3 protein-coding genes are annotated in these 5,029 nt (G+C 45.2%); 1 reads left to right on the top strand and 2 read right to left on the bottom strand.

The window, feature by feature from the left end; translation table 11 throughout:
- Positions 1 to 58 precede the first annotated feature (58 nt).
- Positions 59 to 2,083: a hypothetical protein gene (locus tag KDK13_RS17930; protein ID WP_257286364.1), complete on the top strand. Its 2,025-nt coding sequence runs from the start codon at positions 59 to 61 to the stop codon at positions 2,081 to 2,083.
- On the opposite strand, the gene glgX is transcribed toward KDK13_RS17930, so the two are convergent.
- Together glgX and KDK13_RS17920 are read right to left on the bottom strand one after the other, a co-directional pair.
- On the bottom strand, positions 2,061 to 4,172 hold the full coding sequence (gene glgX, locus KDK13_RS17925) for a glycogen debranching protein GlgX (protein ID WP_257286363.1): 2,112 nt from the start codon (positions 4,170 to 4,172) through the stop codon (positions 2,061 to 2,063). The two genes, KDK13_RS17930 and glgX, sit on opposite strands and share 23 nt — an antisense overlap.
- 266 nt (positions 4,173 to 4,438) lie before the next feature.
- Positions 4,439 to 5,029: alpha amylase C-terminal domain-containing protein (locus tag KDK13_RS17920; protein ID WP_257286362.1), on the bottom strand; the 591-nt coding region annotated here is incomplete at its 5' end.

The following is a 5,029-nucleotide window of genomic DNA, read 5'->3' as shown; positions in this document are numbered from 1 at the left end:
ATCATAAGGGATTACATTAATGCATTTATCATCGATCCCCTCACAGTCACAAACCATCATGGCAGATATAACCTGCCAGGAAGATCTGAGGCCGAAAAATAGCAAGCGAAAGCGGTTGCCTATAGATGAATCACTTCGAGATGACCAGAAGAGCCTTCATCACAGAAAAACAAGAAAAATCACAACATTAGCAAAGCCTGAAGGCTATTTCGCTGTCGGTGCAAACTACAAAATTTCATTAATGAAGGATTTCCTGCATGACAATACCCAACATTTCAGCGACGATGACTGGCTCTATCTGATAGTAAAAATGGGTAAGAGGGCTATTGATAAAAATAAACTGGAAACACTCAAAAAAGAATTCAGTACTACAGATAAAGATATTTTGTTCAATAAAATGGCAACATTGCAATCATTAAGATATAGGATTGAACATACAGTTCATCATTCAAACTTGAAAAGGCGTGATCATTTATATAAAGCAGCACAAGAAAACAAATATTTATTCCCGGCTGGAAGTCTGGAAAAAATTATTGAGCTGGCAAAAAACAATCATTCCCTGCAATTCCGTGCAGCACCAGAACTTTTACACTCTATAGCCAGCCTGGATTATGACTCACATAATCCTTTTTTCTCTGAACTTATCATTGCCTGTTACAGGAACAGTCATTTTTTACCCCCAGACATTGGAATGGGACACAAAATCGAAATTGAAATAAAAAACCAAACTGCAAAAAAGAGTACAAGTCAGGAGAATCTGGAAATAGAGTCAATGCTTTTGGATAAAGCCACAACTAAAAAAGTTTGTGGTGGAAGAACCATCCAGCTCAGTCTTCCTGACAACCCTGACAACCAGAAACTCTACCTTAAATTTCAACGAAAAGATGAACCATGGGATCAGTTCACCCGTGAACTTAAAATGCACAACGCCTTACACAAGTTATTTTCAGATCAGGATTTCGCCAGCGAAATACCGGTAAGTAAAGGTTTATTTTCACTACCTTTAAGTAAGGGGTTATCTTCAGTGCCTTTATGCAAATATTTTTATTCTATCCCTGCGGATGAAATTATTAGCACATTAGAAGATGATCTTGAAATTACTGAAGGTCATCTGCAGGGTTATTGCTTTGCAGCATCTGGTGATTATGTTAATTATGCATGCCAACCAGATCCATCAAACCCCCAAAATCCATATTCGAGATCTGAAGAAGGATTAAAAAAAGCGGCTATGGATATTGGTAAGTATGCCAGATATGGGCTGTCATTCGATAGTCTGATCAAATCGCAGCATAGTAAAGGTCTGTCTATGACCGAGGGAATTCCCAAGTGGATGACCTTGGCACAACTGAGTAACATTGACTCGTACAATGAAGACCCTTTTCCCGGCTCAATTATTGATTGGATAAAAGACACTGAACGCTCAGATTTATCCTGGTCCGGACTACGGGATCTTGGTGACAGCCAAATATTTGAAACTACATTGCACAGTCTGGATCCAGAAAATGCTTTAAATTTTAAATTCTTTCCAAAAGTCGGAAACCTGTTAGCTTATTTTAATGCTCTAATGGATAACTTTATTGCTATCGTTATTGTTTATGCTCGTGGAAAACGTATAAGCCATGAGTTTCATTATCAAAACCCTGTAGCTGTTAAAGAAGTAAAACAATTTATCAGAGATATTCTGGAGCATTTTCTACGGGGATATTATTCGAGCAATGGAATAAGCTTGCCGCAAGCTCTCGGACTGGATAATACAGCCTTTGAACAATGGCTGAATAGAACTGCATTAGAAATAATCTATTGGTCAGCTCTGCAGCTGTATGAAATGACGGGTGATTTTCTTATTTCAAGACATAATCACCCACACGATAACTACTTCCAGCACATAAGTATTAGTAAAAGGCCTAATCCTGACATAATGAAAACTTCAGAGGAAATGAATCCTGACTTTTTATCCCCTTACTTACATGGTAGAAATCATAGTTTTGGACTTATACATGGCAAGAGCTTCCCCTTACAAGCCCTTATAAAAGGTCTGTGCAAATTATCTATCAACATGGTTAATTCATCTCTTTTAGCATGATCAGGCTGTGCGGTTGAACTTCATAGCTGCACTGGTCAACAGACGGTTCCTGGATAAAAGACGCCTCCTGATCGGTATTCACCATGATCATCCGGTGTTTGAATTGGCCGGTTTCAGGAATTAACACCCGTCCTATATGTTTACCAGCGTTCATGATTACCCAGATGGCCCCTTTTTCAGCATCGTTCGGGTCGTGAATTTTAACTGTCAGGGTATAACAGTGACGCTCACTGAAATAAATAGGGTCAACGACTTTCCCCTTCGGAGAGTATAACTGGTACTCCGTATGGCCCAGACTATCGGTCAACAGTGGTTCATTACGACGAAAGTGCATCATTTGACGGCTGAAGTCGTGCATTCTGGCACCGTCAGAGTCGGAGTTATGCAGCCAGTCCCAGTGTAGCCAGGCGATGGGTGAGTCCTGGCAATAGGCATTATTATTCCCATCCTGGGTGTTGCTGAACTCATCACCGGCCAGCAGCATGGGGGAGCCTTTGGCCAGCATTAACATTCCCACCAGGTTCTTCCGACTACGCAAGCGGGCGTTATTGATTTCAGGATTATCAGTGATGCCTTCTTCGCCATGGTTCCAGGAGTAATTGTGGTCATCGCCATCGCGCCCGTTTTCACCATTGGCCAGATTGTGGCGCTGATTGTAAGAAACCAGATCCATCAGGTTAAAGCCATCGTGGCTGCAAATATAGTTGACGGAGGCAAGGTAACTTTGCTCGCTGAACAGGTCTTCTGATCCGGAAAAACGCCAGGCCATTTCCGTTTGTATTCCCTTGCTGCCTTTCCAGAACTTTCGGCAGGTATCACGGTAACGATCATTCCAGGACTGCCAGTCACTGGGGAAGTCGGTCATATGATAACCGTCCGGGCCAATATCCCATGGCTCTGCAATCATTTTTACCTGGCTCAGGACCGGGTCCTGGCTCACGGCATAAAAGAAAGGCGCATCCTTGCTGTAATGACGGTGCTGGCGGGCCATGGTGGGTGCCAGGTCAAAACGGAAACCGTCGATCTGGTACTCCACTACCCAGTGACGCAGGGCGTCCATGGTCAGGCGCAGAGTCTGGTGGCTGTCAAAGTTCATGGTGTTGCCGCAACCACTGTAATTTTCCGAGCTGATTTCACCGTCATGATTATTCATATGGTAGTAGTCGGTTTCAGCAAGGCCACGCATGCTCAGGAATGGACCACCATGGCCACCTTCACAGGTATGGTTGAACACCACATCCATAATGACTTCAATGTCGGCACGGTGCAGCTCCCGCACCATGGTTTTCATCTCGGTCACCGGGTCGGCAATGGCATACGGTGTGTGCGGTGCCATCATACACAGAGGGTTGTAACCCCAGTAATTGGATAACCCCAGTTGAGTGAGTCGTTCTTCGCTGGCGCTGCAGGTCACCGGCAGCAGTTCAACGGCAGTAATGCCAAGGTTTTTCAGGTAGTCAATGGTAATGGGGTGGCACATGGCCAGGTAGGTACCGCGAATATCCTCCGGGATATCCGGGTGGGTCCTGGTGAATCCCTTGAGGTGGGTTTCGTAATAAATGCTCTGCTGGTCCGGAATCTGTGGGTGGGTTATGCCCTGCCAGTCAAAAGTGGCATCTCGCACCACACTGCGGGGCATTTTTGCGGCGCTGTCCTGCTCATTGAACAGCCATTGACCATTGGCGTCTGAAAGGTAGTCAAAAATTTCCTGACACCATTGCACATCGCCACTGATTTCCCGGGCATACGGGTCCATCAGCAATTTGTTCCTGTTAAAACGTGGCGTGGTATTGGGCGACCAGTAACCGTCTGCCCGGAATCCATAGTGCTGGCCTTCGGTAATGCCTTCAACATAGAGGTGCCAGATGCCCTCACTGGAAGGGAACATTTTCAGTTGTTCTTCGTTCCCCTGTGCATCAAATAATGAGACAAACAGTTGTTCTGCTTGCCAAGCGTACACAGAAAAATTAACCCCTGTCGCCTGATTACCCGGTACGGCCACAAGATCGGCATTGACTAAAGTGGCTCCCTGTGGGGAGGTTTTTCCGGGAAAGGCGGAGTAGGCCTGGGTGGCAGACGGCGAATCCATGGCGTTTGAAGCTCTATATAGCATGATCAAATAGACGTCGTGTATTATTAGTTTTCAGAGACAAACAGAAAAGCACTGCGGTAATGTAAACGATTACAGACTTTTTATAAAAGTTGACTTGATTGAAAACAAGGTGGTTAAAGCAGTAACTGTTCTGGATTCCCGCACAGAACGAGATTACCGTGAAACACGCAAAATGCTTTTCGTTGGAATGCATATCATAACTCTGCGTCAATGCACAATTTCCATTGTTCTCGATATGGGTGTTATACCCGGTCAGCGGTCAGCATGATAGTAGCCAGCGGCGGCAAAGTCAGGCCAATGCTTTGGGGGTGATTATGCCGCGCTTCTGGCCGGGACAGGACGGCACCGTTGATAATATGACTGCCGCCGTAGCGCTGGTCATCGCTGTTAAATATTTCCTGCCATAACCCATCGACTGGTACACCAATGGTGTAATTATGTCGTACATATGGTGTCATGTTACTGATAACTACAATGGTGTTACCTGCACTGTCTTTTCGATAAAAGGCAAAAACACTTTGTTCATGGTCATCCAGTACCAACCAGCGAAAACCGTCGCGATCAAAGTCAAGCTCGTGGAGTGCCGGGTAACGCTGATACAGTGTATTCAGCTCACTGACCATCGCCAGCATACCCCGGTGATAAGGACCCTGTTCCAACAGGTTCCAGTTCAGGCTTGCTGTCGGATTCCACTCGCTGGTAACAGCAAACTCAGAGCCCATAAACATCAATTTTTTACCGGGGTGCCCGAACATAAACCCATGGCGAACCGTAATTCTGACACTCCCCGCCCTATCGCACCCGAAGGGCATAAAGGCGAGGGTTCTTAGATC

The sequence above is a fragment of the Endozoicomonas sp. SESOKO1 genome, from assembly GCF_024606265.1.
In the GTDB taxonomy this organism is placed as follows: domain Bacteria; phylum Pseudomonadota; class Gammaproteobacteria; order Pseudomonadales; family Endozoicomonadaceae; genus Endozoicomonas.
The sequence above is the reverse complement of the archived record's forward strand: the minus strand, read 5'-3'. Positions and strand labels throughout refer to the sequence as shown.